The 19,079-nt window shown below is 61.5% G+C and carries 15 protein-coding genes, 5 tRNA genes and 1 pseudogene; 3 read left to right on the top strand and 18 right to left on the bottom strand.

Translation table 11 applies throughout. The annotated features are described in order from the left end of the window. Positions 1-139: 139 nt before the first annotated feature. From BUE09_RS08690 to dinB, 10 genes are all read right to left on the bottom strand, one after another. Positions 140-1,378, bottom strand: a complete 1,239-nt coding sequence (locus BUE09_RS08690; RefSeq protein ID WP_073300623.1) for a type II secretion system F family protein — start codon at positions 1,376-1,378, stop codon at positions 140-142. A 379-nt stretch (positions 1,379-1,757) separates the two neighbouring features. After that, positions 1,758-3,482: a GspE/PulE family protein gene (locus tag BUE09_RS08695; protein ID WP_073300624.1), complete on the bottom strand. Its 1,725-nt coding sequence runs from the start codon at positions 3,480-3,482 to the stop codon at positions 1,758-1,760. Next, positions 3,479-4,885: a tetratricopeptide repeat protein gene (locus BUE09_RS08700; RefSeq protein ID WP_073300625.1), complete on the bottom strand. Its 1,407-nt coding sequence runs from the start codon at positions 4,883-4,885 to the stop codon at positions 3,479-3,481. The genes BUE09_RS08695 and BUE09_RS08700 overlap by 4 nt, the downstream gene beginning before the upstream one ends. Further along, positions 4,882-5,814, bottom strand: coding sequence for an ExeA family protein (locus tag BUE09_RS08705; protein WP_073300626.1), 933 nt, complete (start codon positions 5,812-5,814; stop codon positions 4,882-4,884). Before BUE09_RS08705 ends, BUE09_RS08700 begins: the two co-directional genes overlap by 4 nt. Positions 5,815-5,822: 8 nt before the next feature. Further along, on the bottom strand, positions 5,823-7,424 hold the full coding sequence (gene mshL, locus BUE09_RS08710; protein WP_073300627.1) for a pilus (MSHA type) biogenesis protein MshL: 1,602 nt from the start codon (positions 7,422-7,424) through the stop codon (positions 5,823-5,825). Then, positions 7,421-7,753: a Type II secretory pathway component gene (locus BUE09_RS08715; RefSeq protein ID WP_231975579.1), complete on the bottom strand. Its 333-nt coding sequence runs from the start codon at positions 7,751-7,753 to the stop codon at positions 7,421-7,423. The genes mshL and BUE09_RS08715 overlap by 4 nt, the downstream gene beginning before the upstream one ends. Next, complete coding sequence (gene gspM / locus BUE09_RS08720; protein ID WP_073300628.1) at positions 7,746-8,411, bottom strand: type II secretion system protein GspM; 666 nt, start codon at positions 8,409-8,411, stop codon at positions 7,746-7,748. The genes BUE09_RS08715 and gspM overlap by 8 nt, the downstream gene beginning before the upstream one ends. After that, positions 8,404-9,009 (bottom strand): PilN domain-containing protein, encoded by a 606-nt coding sequence (locus BUE09_RS08725; RefSeq protein ID WP_073300629.1) that lies wholly within the window; start codon positions 9,007-9,009, stop codon positions 8,404-8,406. The genes gspM and BUE09_RS08725 overlap by 8 nt, the downstream gene beginning before the upstream one ends. Then, a complete protein-coding gene (locus BUE09_RS08730) occupies positions 9,009-9,929 on the bottom strand; it encodes a type IV pilus biogenesis protein PilM (protein ID WP_073300630.1) in 921 nt (306 codons plus the stop codon). The genes BUE09_RS08725 and BUE09_RS08730 overlap by 1 nt, the downstream gene beginning before the upstream one ends. A gap of 349 nt (positions 9,930-10,278) precedes the next feature. Continuing rightward, positions 10,279-11,361 carry a DNA polymerase IV gene (gene dinB / locus BUE09_RS08735; RefSeq protein ID WP_073300631.1) on the bottom strand — a complete coding sequence of 361 codons (1,083 nt, stop codon included), beginning with the start codon at positions 11,359-11,361 and terminating at the stop codon, positions 10,279-10,281. A 347-nt stretch (positions 11,362-11,708) separates the two neighbouring features. On the opposite strand from dinB, the gene BUE09_RS08740 reads away from it, so the two are divergent. Next, on the top strand, positions 11,709-11,984 hold the full coding sequence (locus BUE09_RS08740) for a hypothetical protein (RefSeq protein WP_073300632.1): 276 nt from the start codon (positions 11,709-11,711) through the stop codon (positions 11,982-11,984). A 14-nt stretch (positions 11,985-11,998) separates the two neighbouring features. Here the strand turns inward: BUE09_RS08740 and BUE09_RS08745 are convergent, their stop codons facing one another. The 8 genes and pseudogenes from BUE09_RS08745 to uvrB all read right to left on the bottom strand — a co-directional run bounded on the left by BUE09_RS08745 (position 11,999) and on the right by uvrB (position 17,070). Next, positions 11,999-12,448, bottom strand: a complete 450-nt coding sequence (locus BUE09_RS08745; RefSeq protein ID WP_073300633.1) for an acyl-CoA thioesterase — start codon at positions 12,446-12,448, stop codon at positions 11,999-12,001. Positions 12,449-12,662: 214 nt separating this feature from the next. Then, positions 12,663-12,738, bottom strand: a tRNA-Glu gene (locus BUE09_RS08750). Positions 12,739-12,785: 47 nt separating this feature from the next. Then, positions 12,786-12,861 (bottom strand) — tRNA-Ala (locus BUE09_RS08755). A 50-nt stretch (positions 12,862-12,911) separates the two neighbouring features. Further along, a tRNA-Glu gene (locus BUE09_RS08760) sits at positions 12,912-12,987 on the bottom strand. Positions 12,988-13,036: 49 nt separating this feature from the next. Next, a tRNA-Ala gene (locus BUE09_RS08765) sits at positions 13,037-13,112 on the bottom strand. 166 nt (positions 13,113-13,278) lie between these two features. Continuing rightward, entirely contained in the window at positions 13,279-14,760 is a 1,482-nt protein-coding gene (gltX, locus tag BUE09_RS08770; RefSeq protein ID WP_073300634.1) for a glutamate--tRNA ligase, read from the bottom strand. A gap of 123 nt (positions 14,761-14,883) precedes the next feature. Beyond that, positions 14,884-15,011 (bottom strand): annotated as a pseudogene (locus BUE09_RS20820) (LysR family transcriptional regulator); the annotation flags it as partial. A 43-nt stretch (positions 15,012-15,054) separates the two neighbouring features. After that, the gene (gene uvrB / locus BUE09_RS08775) at positions 15,055-17,070 is read right to left on the bottom strand and encodes an excinuclease ABC subunit UvrB (RefSeq protein WP_073300635.1); all 2,016 of its coding nucleotides are present in this window, start codon (positions 17,068-17,070) and stop codon (positions 15,055-15,057) included. 335 nt (positions 17,071-17,405) lie between these two features. On the opposite strand from uvrB, the gene BUE09_RS08780 reads away from it, so the two are divergent. Together BUE09_RS08780 and BUE09_RS08785 are read left to right on the top strand one after the other, a co-directional pair. Beyond that, a complete protein-coding gene (locus BUE09_RS08780; protein ID WP_073300636.1) occupies positions 17,406-18,602 on the top strand; it encodes an amino acid aminotransferase in 1,197 nt (398 codons plus the stop codon). Between the two features lie 50 nt (positions 18,603-18,652). Next, positions 18,653-18,728: transfer RNA gene (locus BUE09_RS08785), tRNA-Asn, on the top strand. Positions 18,729-19,079: the final 351 nt, after the last annotated feature.

Below are 19,079 nucleotides of genomic sequence, written 5' to 3' on the forward strand. Positions count from 1 at the left end.
GTGGTGCGTCAATGCCCCGTGCAGCGGGCGCCTCGCTGATCCACATGCGCCAGGGAATTGGCACTAACCAAGTGAAAGCACAGCATTGCAAACAGCCGGCCAAACGGAACGGCAGTCGCAGCGCCTGTGGTTTCGTCGGTTACGTCCCTCCCCTTGCAGCCGAGGCGAGATCCCACATCGGCAAAAACACACCGAGTGCCAGTACCAGCACCATCACGCCCATACAAACGATAAGAATGGGCTCGATGGCGTCCGCCAGTTGCTTGAGGTCGTAGTCGACTTCCTGTTCGTAGAAATCAGCCACTTCAATAAAAAGGTCGTCCAGCGCGCCGGTTTCTTCGCCCACGGCCATCATCTGCAGGACCAGTGGAGTGAATAGGCCAGAGTTGTGGGCCGAGCGGGTCAGTGCTTCGCCGCGTTCGACGCTTTCGCGGATGCCGAGAATCGCCTGGCCAATATGCTGGTTGCCGACGCTGGCGCTGTTGATCGAGAGGGTCTGCAGCAACGGCACGCCGGCGCGGTACATCATCGCGAAGGTCCGGGTGAAACGCGCCAGAGCGATGCGTTCGAAGATGCAGCCGACAATGGGCAGGCGCAATTTGATGCGGTCCCATTGGAGTCGTCCGGCATCGGTCTCGATCCATTTGAAGAAGGCGTAAAGCCCGCCAACGATGCCCAGCAGCAACAGCCACCAATAATCGCGCATGAAGTTGGAGGTGCCGATCAGCACGCGGGTGGCCCAGGGCAACTGGGCGTGGAACTGGGCGAAAACCTTGGCAAACGCCGGGATCACCAGGAGGTTGATCACTGCCAGCGCGACGCCCATGGCGACCATGACAAAGATGGGATAACGAGTCGCCTGCTTGATGCGCTTGCGGGTTTCGCGCTCCAGCTCGAGGTAGGCCGACAGCTGCTTGAAGGCCTGATCAAGCTGGCCGGTGTTCTCGCCGACGCTGACCATGCTGACGAACAGGTTGTTGAACACCTTGGGGTGGGCGTTCAGCGCCACGGCCATCGATTGTCCGCTTTCCAGGCTGGCGCGCACGTCTTGCAGGATCTGCCGGAAAAACAGGTTTCGGTTCGACTCGGCCAGACCGCCAATGGCGCGGATGATCGGCACGCCAGCCTTGCTCAGGCTGTACATCTGGCGACTGAAGATGATCAGCTCATCCAGATCAACGCGCTTGCGCCGCAGCTTTTCGCGCAGCACCGCCAACGCATCGCCACTGCCCGTCTGGCTCTCGCTGGCCTCGATGGTCAGCGGAGTGATTTGCCGCGACAGCAATTCGCCGGCGACGGAATCAGCGCTGGTGCCTTCGAGCGCTCCGCTGATCTTGACGCCCTGGGCATTACGGCCGGTGTAGCGGAAGGCAGGCATCAGGCGCACCCTCCGGCAATTTGGAGCGCCGAAAGCGTGATGCCAACCAGAGCCGGCGAGCCGACCGAGTGTCCGTAGGCGCGAGCGCGCACGGGAAGGTTGTGCGCCGCTGAACATCCCGGATTCGCCAGCAAGCTGGCTCCTACAAAAACAGCGGAACTCGCCTGGATATCAACATGAATCAAAGCCGAACGTTGGACTTGGTTAATCCGAAGCCCCTCCACATTCTGGGGAGTGGCCGTGCGCTGGTGAGATGTAGCGCTACCCACGCGGTTGTAGGAGCGAGCTTGCTCGCGAACGCCGTGCTCCGCCGAGCATCCCGGGTTCGCCAGCAAGCTGGCTCCTACAAGAGCAGTGCGGCGTGGAGTGGGCACGGCGATCACGCGCTCACCTCATCATCTGCCAACGTGGCGCAGACCTTGAGCACTTCGTCGACGCTGGTGATGCCGCCGATGGCGTAATCCAGCGCACATTCGGCCAGCGGACGGTAGTGCGGCTGTAGACGGGCAGCTTCGGCAAAACCTTGCGGATCACCACGGCGCAGCGCCGCAATCATCGGCTCGTCGAGCTCGAGCAGTTCGTAGACACCGACACGTCCGCTGTATCCACTGTTGTGGCACTGGTGGCAGCCGCTGCCGCGACGGAAACGCTTGTCGGCCAGCGAGCCGCCATGCAGCGTCTCCAGCCAAACCAGCTGACGCGCATCCGGCTGATGATCTTCCTGGCAGTTCTCGCAGACGCGGCGAATCAAACGCTGGGCCAGCACCGCGTTGAGCGCCGTGGCGACGAGGAAGGGCTCCACGCCCATGTCGATCAGGCGCATGGCCGACGTCAGCGCATCGTTGGTGTGCAGCGTGGACAGCACCAGGTGACCGGTGAGCGCCGCGCGCAGGCCGATCTCCGCGGTTTCCTGGTCACGGATTTCGCCGACCAGTACGATGTCCGGGTCCTGACGCAGGGCGGCGCGCAACACGCGGGCAAAGGTCAGTTCGATCTTGGCGTTGACCTGCACCTGGTTGACCCGCGGTAGGCGGTATTCCACCGGGTCTTCCACAGTGATGATCTTCTTTTCCGGGCTGTTCAGCTCAGAGAGGCCGGCGTACAGCGTGGTGGTCTTGCCCGAACCGGTCGGGCCGGTGACCAGCACCATGCCATGGGGCCGTTGCAGCAAGCGACGGAAGCGTTCGAGCATCGCTGCCGGCATGCCAGTGCCATCGAGTTTGAACATCGCCCCGCTCTGATCGAGCAGACGCATCACCACCGATTCGCCGAACTGCACCGGCATGGTCGATACCCGCACGTCGAGGTTGCGGTTCTTCACCCGGATATTGAAGCGACCGTCCTGCGGCAGGCGTTTTTCGGAGATGTCCAGGCCGGACATGATTTTCAGGCGCATGACGAGCGCCGAGGCGACCCGGTGCTCCTTCATCACCTGTTCGTTGAGCACGCCGTCGATACGCTGGCGAATCCGCACCACGCCTTCGTCGGGCTCGATGTGAATATCGGACGCCTTCATCTGCACGGCATCTTCGAACAGTGTTTGCAGCAGACGCACCACTGGTGCATCGCTGTTGCTGTCTGCGCCGAGGCGCGAGAGATCGAAATCACTGTCTTGCAGTTCGCCTTCCAGCTCACCGGCCAGCGACGCGATTTCGCTGGTACGTCGGTAAAGCTGGTCGAGCGCGCCGAGCAACTCGCTTTCGCGCACCACGGCCGGGAACACCCGCTTGCCCAGCAAGCGCTCCATCTCGTCCTGGGCAAACAGGTCGAGTGGATCGGTCATGCCGACCAGCACGCCCTCAGCCTGGCGCGACAGTACGATGACGCGGAAACGCCGTGCCATCGCCTCGGGCAGGCTTTGTGTCAATTGATTGTCGAACTTGTAGTGTTTGAGCTCGACGAACGGAATCTGCAATTGCTCGGAAAGCGCTCGGAGCAGGCGGCCTTCATCGATGAAGCCGAGGTCCAGCACCGTGCGGCCCAGCTTGGAGCCGGTCCGTTTCTGATCCTGCAGCGCGAGTTGCAACTGAGCGTCACTGATCAGCCCAGCCTGGACCAGCAGGTCGCCGAGGCGAATCTTGCGCTGGCGGATGTCCTGAGTCATTGCGTCCCTCCGAGGGAACCGGCGCGTTCGTTGGCGAACCGACGCGCGCTTTCATCCAGCCCCTGCCCTTGTAGGGCGAGCCGGTAATGCCGACCGGCCTGCGCCGGCTGATCGAGTTGTTCCAGCGCGATGGCCAGGCCGAGCTGCCATGCGCCCTGCCCGGGTTGAACAGCCACCAACTGACGGTAAGTCGCCACGCTTGCCGCCCAGTCACCGACCTGCTGGTACAGGGCTGCCAGCAGCGCGTGATACGCCGTGTTGCGCTGTAAGGATGGTGCGCTCTGCTGCAGCGTCGTGATGGCCGCATCTTGATCGCCGAGCTGCAACTGGCCGCGTGCAAGCAGCTCGCGCAACTGCGCATCGAACGGACGCGCCTGCAACTGAGCCGGCAGCCACTTCAGCAATGCGGCGGCGTCGCCGGCGCTGAGGTACGCACGGGCCAGCCAGCGGCTGATCTCTGGGTTGTCCGGCTGTGCCTGATGCAGTGCCTGCAGTTGCTGAATGGCCAATAGATGATCACCGCGATCCAACGCGTCGCGGGCAAGGGCAAGGGCATCGGGCTGATGCGCACCGATCGTGACGTTTCCGGCCACTGCGGGGGCAGCGGGTTCGACGGCAGCCGCCGTACGGCGCACAGCCTGGGGCTCGGGAGTCGACTTGACACGCGCGGGCTCGCTTGGCGCCTCTGCCGGTTCGGCTTCACGGGTTACCCAGTCCGGCAACTGCACCTCGTCCAGATCCGGCGCCTCGGCAGCCGGCGTCGATACGGATTGCGCGTCGGCATCCGCCGCGCTGTCAAACGACACGTCCAACCACAGCTGTGAGCGATCGCCAATCGACTCAAGCCGATCAGCCACATTCAACCGATCGCCGAAACCGATGATCAGCACCTGGACGTCGCCATCCTGCGCCTCGATGCGCCACGACAGCGTCTGCCCTTCTTTCTCGATACGCCCGGTGCGTGCCTCGCCAGTGAACTGGACATCGTTGAGCAGGAAGCTGACCGAGCCGGTCGTATCGATACGCTGATAACTGACGGATCGATCAAGCAGCAGTTGCAGGACGAAACGTCGCCCGTCGTTTTGCGGCAACACGTCCAGCAGTCGCGCCATGGGGACAACCTCCGGCGGCGGCGCAACCTCTTCGATCAATGCCGGGACAACAGGGGCCGAGACAACGCTGGGCTGGGCAACCAGCTGCAGGCGCTCGGACAACAGGAATAGCCCAACGGCCGCCACCACAATGGCCGCAACGACCAACAACGCGCGACGCAGGCGTCCGTAGCGTTCGCGTCTTGCTGCAGCGGCTTCGTCCACCGCATAGAGGCTGCCCAGCTGTTCACGTTCAGCCGGCGCCGCACGGCGAGCCTCCAGATCCCGCAGCATGTCGTTGACCAGGCTCACGGCAGCACCTCGGCAAGTTGCGCCAGCCAGGGCCAGGCACCGGCGATCAGTGCCAGCGACAGGCAGCCAGCGGCCATTTTCCAACCGAGGATTCGTGAGGCGTTTCGCCAGAACGGTTTCGCGCCTTCGGTATCGTCCAGCGCGCGACGGACATGGCGGGCCAGGACCTGACGAGACCCTTCACCGAACGCCACCATCAGGCACTTGTTCGCCAGGATGTTGAGCAACCGTGGAATTCCGCCACTGCCGCGTACCAGCAAACGTACCGCCGCAGCCTTGAACAACGGCTCGCCACGGTAGCCGGCGACGGCCAGCCGCTCCTGCAGGTAGCGCATGGCATCGCTGACATCCAGCGGTCGCAGGCTATAGGAAAAGGTGATGCGCTGACGCAACTGGCGGAAGTCTTCCCGGGCCAGCGTCGCGTCCAGTTCCGGCTGGCCGAACAGCACCACCTGCAGCAGCTTGCGCTGCTCGGTCTCGAGGTTGGTCAGCAGGCGCAGGGCTTCCAGCGTCGCCGTCGGCAGCGCCTGGGCTTCGTCGATCAGCAGGACGGTGCTCTTGCCCAGCGCGGCCAGCTCGATCAGGCGCGCGTGGAGCGCTGTGAGCAAGCCGTGGTTGTCCAGTTCGTCCGCCTCGGCAATATGCAGTTCGTGCGCCAGCGACTGACGCAATGCCATCGGCGTCAACGTCGGGTTCGGCAACCAGGCGACCTGATAACGTTCGATGTCAAGTTCATTCATCAGCGCGCGGCAGAGCAGCGTCTTGCCCGTGCCCACCTCACCGGTGACTTTGATGAAGCCTTCACCTTCGCCCAGCGCCACGCGCAGCAGATTGAGGCAGGCCTGATACGGCGCCAGCTGGACCATGAAGCCGGTGTTCGGCGTCAGCGCGAATGGCTTCTCACGCAGGCCGAAAAATGCTTCGTACATACCGGCCGTTACCTGATCGACCGAAAGGATTCGGCAGATTTGCGCAGATCATCCAGCCAGGCCTGGTCGTCCACCACCTGCGGGCGCATGAGAATGACGAGTTCGGTCTGTTGCAGGGCCTTGCGCTGCTGCTGAAACAGCGTGCCTACCACCGGCAGCTTCGATGCCCAGGGGATGTTCGCATCGGTGTTGGTATTGCGGTTTTCCAGCAGACCGCCAATGACGACAACCTGGCCGCTGCGGGCGCGCACGATGGAGTCGGACTGACGCGTGGTCGAAAGCGCCAGCGGCAGATTGAAAACGTTGTCCGAGCCGCCCAGCTGGATGCTCTTGTTCTGGTCCTGTACGCGGCTGACGGTGGGCCGCACGTGCAGCGTGACCTGGCCGTGCTCGTCGATCTGCGGTGTGACGTCCAGCGAGATTCCGGAGAAGAACGGAGTCAGGGTGATATCCAGATCCGGCGCGGTGGTACCACCGACCAGGGAAGTGGTGGTGGTCGAGACATCAGTCACGAAAAACTCATCGGTGCCGACCTTGATCACCGCCTTCTGGTTGTTCAGGGTGGAAATCCGCGGGCTGGACAGCACCCGAACTTCGCCTTGCGTCTCCAACAGCTGCAATACACCGCTGAAATCGCCGACCTGCACAGCCGCACTGAACACACCGCCGACACTGTTCGGCCCGCTCAGGGTGTCGCCTTGCACGCCAAGGCTGAAATCGGCGTTGCCCATGCTGCCGAGCTGCGCCCAGTTGATGCCGGACTGAAAGCCGTCGGACAAATTGACTTCGAGAATCTTGGTTTCGAGGATGACCTGGCGCTGCAGGTTGCGCTGCGCCTGAACCAGAAAACGCTCAACCGCCTGCTGGTCCGCGCTGGAGGCCCGCACCACCAGTAATCCGCTCTGCGGATTGACCACGACCTGATTACCCTCCTCGGCGCCGATCATCATTTCGATCACTGCGCGCACTTCGCTCCAGAAGTCGACGTTGCTGGTGGTCAGCAACTGGCTGGCGTTGACCGTCGAGGAGCTGGTGCTGGTCGTGGTACCGGCCGCGCCGACCCCCGTATCTTCGCTGCTGGTGACCTGACCCGAACTCACACGCGTATCGGTCATACCCTGGCGCTGAACGTTGAGGTAGTCCAGATCGTAGGTACGGGTGATCGCCTGATTGGGCTGGATCTGATAGCCGTAGGCAGTGCGGCGGTAATCGTAGCCGTAGCTATCCCGGACCGCCGCCAGGGTTTCTTCGAGCGTGACGTTACGCAGGCTGAAGGTCACGTTGCCGGTCACCCCAGGGTGCACCAGCAGATTCTCCCCAGCGCTTTCCATCAGGCTCAAGAAAAACTCGCGGGCCGGCATGTCGCTGACCGCCACATCAAAACGTGGTCCCGTTACGATGCGGCCATCGCCCATCGCCAACGGTGGGATCAGACCTGCCTGTACCGAAACCGGCGGAACAACCTTCAGCTGATTCTGTTCGAGGCTCTCCTCGAACAAACGATTGCTCTGCTCGTACAGGCGCTTGTCGCCGTCTTCGAAGGTCTGGCAGGCAGACAGCAGGCAGAACAGGCTCAACACGCCGAAGCGAGACATCTGGGTCGGCATCATGGCTGGGTACGGCTCGTTTGAATAATGGGGGCGCTCAGGTGCAGCTCTTGCTGCTGACCCTGGCGATCAATGACGACGGAGTGCGCGCGGATCTCGGCAATACGGGCGTTGGCAAAATGATCACCGACCTTCAGGGTCTGCCCATCGATCACGGCGTGAGCACGACCTCCGTTGCGCAGAATGGCCTGCAAGCGCAACACCGAGGTCGCCTCGACTGGCGCGTCGCTGACGCTTCGTCCGGCGGGCGGCTGGGTCGGGTCTAGTGCGAGCACGGATGGGGCGGCAACCAGCGAAGCCAGGCCGAGGATCTTGACGGCAAACTTAAACACCAACCCACCCCGCATCGCGACTCAAGGTATGCAAGTCGAGGATAACGCGAGCCCGGCCGGCGCCCTCCTCGCCTACTTCGTAGTTCAGGCTGTCCCAATGCAGGCGCCAACCACTCGTCTGGATCGCGTTGAGATACGCCAGCAGCTCGAAATAGCCACCTTCGAGCGTCAGGCGCAGGCCATGGCGATAGAAGACCACAGGCGGTTTCTTCTGCTCCGTGCCTTCGGCGGTTGCGGTCGCAGGCATGGCGAGCGGCCCGCTCGAGCTTTCCAGGCCGACCAGTTTCAGCTTGGTCTGGTTGCGCAACAGCTCCTGCAGCAGTCCCTTCATTCTGGCCGGCGATATCAGCGTGCTGGTTTCCAGGTCGATGCGCTGCAGCAGGTTGTCATGGTTGGCCTGGGCGGCAGCCAAGGCTTGGCGGTAGCTCAGGTTCGGATCGGCCGCGAGCTTGGCCTGGATTTCCAGCAAGCTGTTGTCGGCAGCAAGAAGGCGGGTATGCGCGTCCTGTTGCCGACTGGTTTCGGCCGCAATGCGCAGGCCCAGCGGCTCGGCGCCCAATAGCACGTAAAGCATGATCAGCAGTGCCAGCCCGACGCCATAGGTCAGCCATTGCTCGCGCGGCGCCAAAGCCTGCCAATGCTGGATGAGCTTATTCATCGTTCTGCTCCGTCATCGCTTGCGAGGACAAGCGGAATTGCAGCAGGTCGCGGTCGTCGCGCTGAAGATCGAAACGGGCGAATTCGCGTCCGCTGAACGCGCTGCTCTGCCCCAGACTCTGCAAATACAGCGGGAGAAGTTCCTGATCGTGCGTCAGACCTTGCAGCGCCAACTCGTCCCCGCCCGCCTGCAGGCGAATCCGCGTCAGCCACAGCCCTTGCGGCGGGTGTCGATCAGCCAAGCCCTGCAGCAGCCCTGAAAAGCCGCTGCTGCGCTGCGCATCCAGCGTTTTGAGGTGATCGGCCAGTCGTTGCAGTTCGCGGTTCTCGGCTTCGCGTTTGGCCAGCTGCAGCGGGAGCTGCGGGTCGAGCATTGGCTCGCGGAAATCCGCCTTGACCACGTCAAGCCTGGCCTCTGCCTGCGCGGCCTGTTGTTCGGCGGATACGGCAGCTTGGCCGGCCGCATGCAGCTGCCAACCCTGCCATGCGCCATGGATCGCCAGCACCGCGATAACCAGCGCGGCGCCGAGCTGCATCTGCCTGGGTCGTGGTCCGCCGCCGCTACGGCGCTCGCGTTGATAGAGGTTGATGTTCTGCATCAGCGTGCGTCCTGACGCAGGGCTGCGCCGACTGCGCCGATACAGAAGGCCTGGCTCGATTCGGTAAGGTCAGCTGTTGGCTGGCCCGGGAACAGATCGCGAAGATCCAGCCGCTGCAGGTTGACTGCCAATCCGGCCGCCAGCGCCTGATGCGTCCGCTCACCGTCCTGTTTCATCGGCAGCAGCAGCAACCGGCTGATGTAGCCCTTGCCCAGCTGGCTTTCGTAGTAATCGAGCGAACGCTGGATTTCCAGCGTCATGCTGGACAGGTCCTGTTCGGCACGCGCCAGGCCGTGCTCGATACGCCGCGCCATATAGAGGTCGGCGCCGTTCTGCACGCTAATCAGGCCTTCGCTGGTGCGCAGGCGCAACAGCGCCAGATTGATGGCATCGGCACCGGCCAGCAGCCCGAGGTTGCGAAAGGCCATCTCGGTGATATCGATGCTCGCCAGAGTCAGACCGGCGTGTTGCACCAACCCGCGAAATTCCTTCATCCTGGATTTTTTCAGCACCACGCAATAGACCATGCGTGTGCGTCCACGATAGGCATCTTCAGGAAGGCTGAAACAATCGATGACGACGTCTTCAAGCGGCTCGCTGAGCAGATCCTTGACGCGCCAGCGCATGGCGTCACGCAGCTCTTCGGCCGGAACCTCGGGCGCTTCCAGCAGAAACATCTGATAAGCCGAAGGGTGTAGCAAGAGATTGACCGGCATACCGGTCAGGCCATGGTCGGCAACGATCTGCCTGAGCAACTCGGCTTGCGCCTCCGGCTGACCTTCAAGATAGTCGCAACGCAGCATCTGCGGCGCACCGCCGGCAGCGCGCTGGACCTGCGCGAGCGCAACGCCTTGCGGCGCGAACTCGAGGCCCAGCAGCCCAGCTGCAGCGGCTGTGCGACGCTTGAAAAATAGCCCCATCAGGGAAGGCACTCCTGCCGCTTCGCGACTTGCAGAACTGTAAACACGAGACGGGACACACGCTTTAATTGATATCAGATTGCCACCCTTGCGCGAGGAAGCCTAACAAAAAGCGTTGTCCAGTCCAATCACCGTCACTTGCGCCCCGTTACAACGAAGCGCGTCAAAAAACTTGCGCCATATCGGCAATCGCTACACCTCGGTCAAACCAGCCGTCACCAGAGCACGCATCAGCCGAAGTCGCGCCGTAAATACGGCTGCTTCAGCCACGCAGCAACACCTGCAGCAACAGGCATACCAAAAAAGCCGGAAAGGTTTGGAGGATGACGATTGACCGACGGGCGGCGGCCTAGAACAACCGCAACTGCTCGAAGCCGCTGCGCAGATCGATCAGACGAACCCCGACGCCAATCAGCCGCACCGGTCGTTTGCCTCGGGCGAAGGCGCCCGCGAGGAGGTCGGAATAGTCTTCGAGGTCCAGTCCCGCGCCGGACTGTTCGAGGGTCGTTTGGGTGAAGTCATGGAACTTCAACTTCACGAACGGCTTGCCGGGCCTGTAGCCACTATCGAGCCGCGCCATTCTGCGGGCGAGCTGCTCCAGCAGTTCCGGGAGCCGCTCCAGGCAGGCGGCTAGGTCTGGCAAGTCACGCTCGTAAGTATTCTCGACACTGACCGATTGGCGCCGGCTTTCAACCTTGACCGGTCGCTCATCGACGCCATGCGCCAGCCCCCATAGCCGCTCACCGAACGAGCCGAAATCCCGCACCAGATCAAGACGCCTCCAGCTGCGCAGATCAGCGCAGGTGTGAATACCCATGCGTTTCAGCTTCTCCGCCGTTACCCGGCCGACGCCATGGAGTTTGGTGACCGGCAGCGCGAGCACGAAATCATCCACCTGGTCGGGGGTAATCACGAACAGACCGTCCGGCTTGTTCCAGTCGCTGGCGATTTTCGCCAGAAACTTGTTAGGCGCAACGCCTGCCGAAACCGTGATGCGCAGCTGTTGCCAGACGCGCCGGCGGATGTCCTGAGCGATACGCGTGGCGCTGCCGGCAAAATGCTCGCAGCCACTCACATCGAGAAAGGCCTCGTCGAGCGACAGGGGTTCGATGAGATCGGTGTAGGTCCGGAAAATCCCGTGGATCTCGCGTGACGCTTCCTTATAGGCATCCATGCGCGGCCGCACGATCAACAGATCCGGACAGAGCTTGAGCGCATGACCGGAGGCCATCGCCGAACGCACGCCGTATGCGCGAGCTTCGTAGTTGCAGGTTGCAATAACGCCGCGCCGATCAGCCAAGCCACCAACCGCAATGGGCCGGTTGGCAAGGCTGGGATCGTCGCGCATCTCGATGGCGGCGTAGAAGCAATCGCAATCGACATGGATGATTTTTCTGGACGGGATAACGATCGAACACTCTTGGTTGGACATATGACCGCCCCATCAGAGGCAACGCACTGAGCGAGGCGGACCGCTCGATATTATGGCCGATCAAGCCCATCGGAAGGCTACTGTGCGCATGGGCGGACGAACGAAGCGTCGTCCAAACGACTGGTCCCGACCCGACATCGGTGCCCCAGCGCTCCTACAGACCACTCGTCGCGCATACCACGGCACCGCAAAAACCGACCAGAGGCAAACGAGCCCAGCAACCGGTCTAGACCGCTCAAGCACGCCGAAGTGAGGAACACCGGAGGTCCACCACGAACATTTTTCGGGCCACCCAGTCCGATCTAGTGAGGCAGGAAAACGAAAAGCCAGACTACCGGAGGATTACGATGAAGAATCTGACTGTTAGCGCCGCCGTGCTTGCCAGCCTGGTTGCAACCGGCGTGATCGCCAATCAGGAAGGTATGAAAGACGATAACCACGGCGCAACAAGCGACACCCAAGGCAGCGCCATGAGCGAAAACCATCAGCGCGCCAATACGGGGAACATCAACAGCAACAGCGAAACGCTCGATCAGAAGATGAAAAACGAAGTACAGGAAGATTGGCGCGAAGACGCTGAAGAACGCCGCGAGGCGGACGTCAGCAAACCGGAACAGCGCTGATCAGTACCGGAGACTTAGTGTTCGAGGGGATAAGGCTGCACCAACGCCTTGCCATACCCCTCGACGAACTCGCCCGGCATGCGCTTGGGTCTGCCGGTGGAGAGCTGAATGCAGACGAAGGTGGTCTGCGCGCGCAACAGCGTCACTCCGTCTGCCTGCCTGACCAGTTGGAAATTACGCTTCATCTTCAGTCGTTGATCGGAGTCCACGATCCAGGTGGCCAGTTGTAATCGATCGCTGTGATACGCAGCAGCCAGGTAGTCGATCTCATGCCGTAATACGGCCATCGCCCGATCCAGACGACGATAATCCTCAAGCCCCAACCCCAGGCTCTGGGAATGACGCCAGGCGCAAGTTTCCAGCCAGGTCACATAGACGGCATTGTTGGCGTGGCCAAGCTCGTCGATGTGTTCGGATTGCACATCGATATCGATGACAAATGCGTCGGCCTGGTCCCAGATCATGCGTACCCTCGCTGTGCAGTGTGCGGTCGATGCCGCCGGATCGCCTATTGGAAGCCACGCACGGATGATTGTCACGCATACGGCGGACTTCTATGGCAGACCATTCAGCATGCAGGACTGCTTCAGGCTGATGACGCCACACCGAATTACAGGCAAAACAAAAAGGGCCATCTCATGAGAAATGACCCTTCGATGCCCAAAACGGGCAAAAAAATGGCGTCCCCTAGGGGACTCGAACCCCTGTTACCGCCGTGAAAGGGCGGTGTCCTAGGCCACTAGACGAAGGGGACGAAACCTTCGATGAACAGACCGTAACCCGCTACGACCTGTCGTGGATTGGTGGAGCTAGACGGGATCGAACCGTCGACCTCTTGCATGCCATGCAAGCGCTCTCCCAGCTGAGCTATAGCCCCGAATTTAACGTCTCCCGACTCGCGCCGCTGTCGCATCGCGATCTGAATAATGGCGTCCCCTAGGGGACTCGAACCCCTGTTACCGCCGTGAAAGGGCGGTGTCCTAGGCCACTAGACGAAGGGGACGCAAAGCCCTTCAAAGGCAACCGGCGTGAACCGGTGTGGCAATCGAGATTGGTGGAGCTAGACGGGATCGAACCGTCGACCTCTTGCATGCCATGCAAGCGCTCTCCCAGCTGAGCTATAGCCCCATCTCGAGGACGGGGCGCATATTAGGTGCGGCCTCTCGGAGTGTCAACGATATTTTCGCCTGACCCCGAAGATTTTTTGGCATCAGAACAAATACTTACCGCCGACGAGTGGCAAGCGACAACGCTTGCGCAGCAGCATCATGGCTACGCTGCCACGCACATGGGATCAAGCCATCGCGGCGAAGAGCTTCTCCCATTCCTTCACTTCCTTCTTCGACGCGCCACCCAACAGCTCCAGCGCCTGACGCAGACGGAAGCGGGTCAGGTCAGGCCCGATGATCTCCATCGCATCAAGTACCGACACCGAGCTGGCCTGGCCTGTGATCGAGGCGAACATCAACGGCATGACGTCGCGCAGTTTCAATTCGAGATGCGTTCCAACCGCCTGGATGCATTCGGTGATGCGCTCTTTATCCCACTGACGCAGCGCTTCCAGCTTCCACAGCGTCAGCTGCAAAACCTGACGGACCTGAGTGGCGTCGAGCTTCTTGTGCTCGAACAAGGCTGGATCGAGATTCAGCGCACCGGAGAAGAAGAAGCCCGCCAATGGCGCGATCTGGCTGAAGGTCTCGACACGCTGCTGCACGTGCGGCGCAATCTTCATCATGTAGTCAGGGTTGAATGCCCACTTTTGCACCTCGGCCGCGAACCGCTCAACCGGCAGCTCGCGCAGCCACTGACCGTTGAGCCAGGACAGCTTCTCGACGTCGAAGATCGGTCCGCCCAGGGAGACGCGATTGATGTCGAAGTGTTCGATCATTTCCGTGAGCGTGAATTTTTCGCGCTCGTCTGGCATCGACCAGCCCATGCGGCCGAGGTAGTTGAGCATTGCTTCGGGCATGAAGCCCATGCGCTCGTAGAAGGTCACCGAGGTCGGATTCTTGCGCTTGGAGAGCTTGCTCTTGTCCGGGTTGCGCAGCAGCGGCATATAGCAGAGCTGCGGCTGTTCCCAACCAAAATACTCGTAGAGCTTGATCAGTTTCGGCGCCGACGGCAGCCACTCCTCGCCGCGCAGCACGTGGGTGATGCCCATCAGGTGGTCGTCGACGACATTGGCCAGGAAGTAGGTCGGCAGGCCGTCAGCCTTCATCAGCACCTGCATGTCCATGCGATCCCAGCCGATCTCGACCGTACCGCGCAGCATGTCATCGACCTGGCACACGCCTTCGCTCGGCACCTTCATGCGGATCACATGCGACTCGCCCGCCGCGATGCGCTGCTGCGCAGTTTCGGCCGGGATGCGCATGCAGTGGCCGTCGTAGCGCGGCGTTTCCTTGTTGGCCATCTGCTCGGCACGCACCTGATCCAGACGCTCAGCACTGCAGAAGCACGGGAACGCATGCCCCTTGGCAACCAGCTCGTCGGAATATTTCTTGTAGATCTCGCCGCGCTCGCTCTGCCGATACGGACCATGTGGACCGCCCACGTCCGGGCCTTCGTCCCACTCGATGCCCAACCAGCGCAGCGCGTCATAGATTTGCTGTTCCGACTCACGCGTAGAGCGCAACTGGTCCGTGTCTTCGATGCGCAGGATGAACTGGCCGCCGTGCTGGCGTGCGAAGCAGAGATTGAACAGCGCGATATACGCGGTGCCGACGTGCGGATCGCCGGTGGGAGATGGTGCGATGCGGGTGCGAACGGTGGTCATGATGTTCTCGAATCAAGGCACAGGAAGACACGGAGGCTGCAATAACCGGTTCGGTCGGCTGAGCCAGCGCGTGTAAAGGCGCGATGTTAGCAGGCGTGCCTCTACCGGCTCCACCAGACGTCCTTAGACAACCGGCAGCGATTGCATCAGAAACCGAAAAAGGCCTTGACCTTCATCGCCTGGAACAGACGCGAGGGATAGACCGCATACACCTCGCCGATCGACGTCACATCCATGCGAGCCTGCCGTCCGGGCAGGCTTATGAGCGCCAGGACGTGCGCTGAGCGCTAGCCGTCAAACCTGCAACAAGCGCTCACGCAGCTTGTGAATCTCGTCGCGCGTTTGCGCGGCCGCCTCGAATTCCAGATCGCGCGCATAGGCGAGCATCTTTTCTTCCAGCTGGCGAATCCGCTTGGTGATCTCGCTCGGCGAGCGCAGCTCGTTCTCGTAGCGCGCAGCTTCCTCGGCCGCCTTCGCCTCACCGCGGCGTTTTTTACTGCGCGAGCCTGGCACAGTGGCGCCCTCGAGGATGTCCTTCACATCCTTGAACACCCCCTGCGGAACGATACCGTGCGCCTCATTGAAGGCGATCTGCTTGTTGCGTCGACGCTCGGTTTCGCCGATAGCTCGCTCCATGGAGCCGGTCATATTGTCGGCGTAGAGAATTGCCCGGCCATTGAGGTTGCGCGCCGCACGGCCGATAGTCTGGATCAGCGATCGCTCGGAACGCAGGAAGCCTTCCTTGTCTGCGTCGAGGATCGCCACCAGCGATACCTCGGGCATGTCCAGACCCTCGCGCAGCAGGTTGATCCCCACCAGCACGTCAAAGACGCCCAGGCGCAGGTCGCGGATGATCTCCACTCGCTCCACCGTATCGATGTCCGAGTGCAGGTAGCGCACCCGCACGCCGTGGTCGGCAAGGTAGTCCGTCAGGTCCTCGGCCATGCGTTTGGTCAGCGTCGTGACCAACACTCGTTCTTCCTTGACCACGCACTTGTTGATTTCCGAGAGCAGATCATCGACCTGGGTCAGTGCCGGCCGCACCTCGATCTGCGGGTCCACCAGGCCAGTGGGACGCACTACCTGTTCGATCACTCGCCCCGCATGCTCAGCCTCGTAAGGCCCCGGGGTCGCCGAGACGAAAACCGTCTGCGGGCTTATCGCCTCCCATTCGTCGAAACGCATGGGCCGGTTATCCAGCGCTGAAGGCAGGCGGAAACCGTACTCAACCAGTGTCTCCTTGCGCGAACGGTCACCTTTGTACATGGCGCCGACTTGCGGAACGCTGACATGCGACTCGTCGATAACCAGCAGCGCATCGGCTGGCAAATAGTCATAAAGAGTCGGCGGAGCCTCGCCCGACGCGCGCCCCGAGAGGTAGCGCGAGTAGTTTTCGATGCCGTTGCAGTAACCCAACTCCATGATCATTTCCAGATCGAAGCGCGTGCGCTGCTCCAGCCGCTGCGCCTCCACCAGCTTGTTGTTGCTGCGCAGGAAGTCGAGGCGGTCCTTGAGCTCGGCCTTGATCTTCTCGATGGCGTCCAGCAGGGTCTCGCGCGGCGTCACGTAGTGACTCTTGGGGTAGAAGGTGAAGCGCGGTAGCTTGCGGATCACCTCGCCGGTCAGCGGATCGAAGGCGGACAGACTCTCAACCTCGTCGTCGAACAGTTCGATGCGCACCGCCTCCAGATCGGATTCGGCGGGAAAGATATCGATGACGTCGCCACGCACGCGGAAGGTCGCGCGGGCGAAATCCATGTCATTACGGGTGTATTGCAGGCCGGTCAGGCGACGCAGCAGTTCGCGCTGGTCGAGGCGATCGCCGCGATCCACATGCAAGACCATCTTCAGGTACGACTGCGGATCACCCAGACCATAGATGCAGGAAACGGTGGTGACGATGATCGCGTCCGGCCGCTCCAGCAACGCCTTGGTCGCCGACAGCCGCATTTGCTCGATGTGATCGTTGATCGAAGCGTCCTTCTCGATGAAGGTATCGGAAGACGGCACATAGGCTTCCGGCTGGTAGTAATCGTAGTAGGAGACGAAATACTCAACCGCATTGTTCGGGAAGAACGCCTTGAACTCACCATACAACTGAGCCGCCAGCGTCTTGTTTGGCGCAAGCACCAGCGTGGGCCGCTGCACGTGGGCGATCACGTTGGCAATGCTGAATGTCTTGCCGGAACCCGTTACGCCGAGCAGCGTCTGGTGCGACAAGCCCGCCTCGATGCCTTCGATCATCTGCCGAATGGCTTCCGGCTGGTCTCCGGCTGGCTTGAAGCGCGTGACCAATTCGAACTGCGACATATCGACCTCTTCAGATAGCGAGACAACTCGAAAGCTGAACGTTCGAGCCACCGTGGCGGTATTTCCAGACGTGCATATTCATTGCTGGCGATGCGGCGCCAGCAATCACAGCCCTTTCAATGCGGCCACACCCAGTAATATCAAGTCTCCGGGCGACGGGCGCACAAAGCAGTGGCTAATCGAGGCTTCCGCTGGGCTTAATCCGACAGAAAAACAGGCCTAGCATATCGCGACGCAAGGCCAGTCCCGTTATACTCTTTCCCCGTTTGCGCACCGCCCTTAGCGCGAAGCGAGGGTGCTGCATCAGCCACCTCCTCTCTTCGAGCCTCCCCATCATGAGTTTGTTCTCCGCTGTCGAAATGGCGCCGCGCGATCCTATCCTCGGCCTCAATGAAGCCTTCAATGCCGACACACGGCAGAACAAGGTCAACCTGGGGGTGGGCGTTTACTGCAACGAAGAGGGTCGAATCCCTCTGCTGCGCGCTGTGGCCGCCGCCGAGATGGCGCGGCTGGAGCTGAACGCACCTCGCGGCTACCTGCCAATCGAAGGCATTGCTAGCTATGACATGGCCGTGCAGGGCCTGCTATTTGGCGCCGAATCCGCGCTGGTTGCCGATGGACGCGTGGTCACGACTCAAGCATTGGGCGGCACTGGCGCACTGAAGATCGGTGCGGACTTCCTCAAGCGCATGCTGCCAGACGCGGTCGTGGCCATTACCAACCCGAGCTGGGAAAACCATCGCGCCCTGTTCGAGTCTGCCGGTTTTCCGGTGCAGAACTATAGCTACTACGATGCGGCCAGCCACGGCATTGACCGGGCCGGCATGCTGGAAGACCTGAAGAATCTGCCGGCCCGCTCGATCGTCGTGCTACACGCCTGCTGCCACAACCCGACCGGTGTCGACCTGCAGCCAGAGGATTGGCAGCAGATCCTCGAAGTGCTGCGCGCCAATGATCACGTGCCGTTCATCGACATCGCTTATCAGGGCTTCGGCGACGACCTCGAAGAAGACGCTGCCGCGGTGCGACTGTTCGCCGAATCAGGCATGAGCTTTTTCGTTTCCAGCTCCTTCTCCAAGTCGTTCTCGCTGTACGGCGAACGCGTCGGCGCCCTGTCTATGGTCACCCAGAGCCGTGACGAATCGGCACGCGTGCTCTCGCAGATCAAGCGCGTGATCCGCACCAACTATTCCAACCCGCCCACTCACGGCGCCACCGTGGTGTCGGCCGTACTCAACAGCCCGGAACTGCGGGCCATGTGGGAAACCGAACTGGGTGAAATGCGCACCCGCATCAAGGACATGCGCCTGAGCATGGTTCGCCTGCTGGCCGAGAAAGGCGCCAAGCAGAACTTCGACTTCGTCGCCAAGCAGCGCGGCATGTTCTCTTACTCCGGTCTCACTGCCGCTCAGGTCGAGCGCCTGCGCATCGACTTCGGCGTATACGCCATCGGCACCGGACGTATCTGCGCAGCGGCTCTGAATCACCGCAATCTGGACCACGTTACCGACGCCATCGTCCAGGTCCTCTGATCCGTAGGGGTTGACTTCCCCTTTGCAAACAGTAGGATACGCACCGCTGTTCCGCGATAGCTCAGTCGGTAGAGCAAATGACTGTTAATCATTGGGTCCCTGGTTCGAGTCCAGGTCGCGGAGCCAAATTCAAAGCCCCAGGTGAAAACCTGGGGCTTTTTTGTGTCCACTGGACTCACCCGACCCTGCAAGGGCCGCCTGCTGACGATCCGCGCTTAGCCGCTGCTCCGAGCCCGCATGCCCCAGTGATCGCGAGCAAGCTCGCTCCTACGAAAAGCTTGGCCGACCGGTGTTCCTTGGTCAGCTATGTACTTGCGCGATCTTGTAGGAGCCAGCTTGCTGGCGAACCACGCTAAGCAACTGCTCCGAGCCCGTATGACCCATTGATCGCGAGCAAGCTCGCTCCTCGGACAATGCTGACGTGCAGAGGTCTGCTTAAAGCTTCTGTTCCCGAAACGAAAACGCCCCGCATCGGCG

This window comes from Stutzerimonas xanthomarina DSM 18231 (assembly GCF_900129835.1).
Lineage (GTDB): Bacteria > Pseudomonadota > Gammaproteobacteria > Pseudomonadales > Pseudomonadaceae > Stutzerimonas > Stutzerimonas xanthomarina.

What these genes read in the sequence shown, in the direction of transcription:
- BUE09_RS08695 (WP_073300624.1), bottom strand. Translation starts at nt 3,482, where the DNA reads ATGACTCAGGACATCCGCCAGCGCAAGATTCGCCTCGGCGACCTGCTG.
- BUE09_RS08690 (WP_073300623.1), bottom strand. Translation starts at nt 1,378, where the DNA reads ATGCCTGCCTTCCGCTACACCGGCCGTAATGCCCAGGGCGTCAAGATC.
- gltX (WP_073300634.1), bottom strand. Translation starts at nt 14,760, where the DNA reads ATGACCACCGTTCGCACCCGCATCGCACCATCTCCCACCGGCGATCCG.
- gspM (WP_073300628.1), bottom strand. Translation starts at nt 8,411, where the DNA reads ATGAATAAGCTCATCCAGCATTGGCAGGCTTTGGCGCCGCGCGAGCAA.
- BUE09_RS08705 (WP_073300626.1), bottom strand. Translation starts at nt 5,814, where the DNA reads ATGTACGAAGCATTTTTCGGCCTGCGTGAGAAGCCATTCGCGCTGACG.
- BUE09_RS08780 (WP_073300636.1), top strand. Translation starts at nt 17,406, where the DNA reads ATGAGTTTGTTCTCCGCTGTCGAAATGGCGCCGCGCGATCCTATCCTC.
- BUE09_RS08745 (WP_073300633.1), bottom strand. Translation starts at nt 12,448, where the DNA reads ATGATCTGGGACCAGGCCGACGCATTTGTCATCGATATCGATGTGCAA.
- uvrB (WP_073300635.1), bottom strand. Translation starts at nt 17,070, where the DNA reads ATGTCGCAGTTCGAATTGGTCACGCGCTTCAAGCCAGCCGGAGACCAG.
- BUE09_RS08740 (WP_073300632.1), top strand. Translation starts at nt 11,709, where the DNA reads ATGAAGAATCTGACTGTTAGCGCCGCCGTGCTTGCCAGCCTGGTTGCA.
- BUE09_RS08725 (WP_073300629.1), bottom strand. Translation starts at nt 9,009, where the DNA reads ATGCAGAACATCAACCTCTATCAACGCGAGCGCCGTAGCGGCGGCGGA.
- mshL (WP_073300627.1), bottom strand. Translation starts at nt 7,424, where the DNA reads ATGATGCCGACCCAGATGTCTCGCTTCGGCGTGTTGAGCCTGTTCTGC.
- dinB (WP_073300631.1), bottom strand. Translation starts at nt 11,361, where the DNA reads ATGTCCAACCAAGAGTGTTCGATCGTTATCCCGTCCAGAAAAATCATC.
- BUE09_RS08730 (WP_073300630.1), bottom strand. Translation starts at nt 9,929, where the DNA reads ATGGGGCTATTTTTCAAGCGTCGCACAGCCGCTGCAGCTGGGCTGCTG.